The sequence below is a fragment of the Adlercreutzia sp. DFI.6.23 genome (assembly GCF_024462535.1).
In the GTDB taxonomy this organism is placed as follows: Bacteria; Actinomycetota; Coriobacteriia; order Coriobacteriales; family Eggerthellaceae; genus Adlercreutzia; species Adlercreutzia rubneri.
In genome coordinates this window covers 1-406 of sequence record NZ_JANGBP010000173.1, presented here as the reverse complement: position 1 = coordinate 406, position 406 = coordinate 1, and the positions used below count along the sequence as shown (strand labels likewise).

The 406-nt window shown below is 62.8% G+C and carries 1 protein-coding gene; it reads left to right on the top strand.

Annotation, left to right across the window (positions count from 1 at the left end):
- Nucleotides 1-406 (top strand): 4Fe-4S dicluster domain-containing protein (locus NE591_RS12870; protein ID WP_256156817.1); only part of this gene is annotated, 406 nt, incomplete at both ends.

Genomic DNA, 406 nt, shown 5'->3' with positions numbered 1-406 from the left:
ATCAACATCGACCGGTGCACCGGTTGCGACAGCTGCATCGTGAGCTGCACATTCGAGAATCACCTGCCCTTGGGCACCTTCTACAACCGTGTCATGCAGGTAGGACCTACGGGCACCTACCCGAACATCGAGCGTTACAACCTGCCCGTGCAGTGCCAGCAGTGCACCCATGCGCGCTGCATGGAGGTGTGCCCCACGGGCGCTTCTTATCGCGACAGCGAATCGGGCATTGTGCTGGTGAACGAGGCGAAGTGCATCGGCTGCCAGTACTGCCTGTACGCTTGTCCCTACGGTGTGCGCAGCTTCAGCGAGGAGGACGGCGTGGCCCGCAAGTGCACGCTGTGCCAGCATCTGACAGCCGATGGCAAGGCCGATCCGGCCTGCGTGCACAATTGCCCCGGCGGCG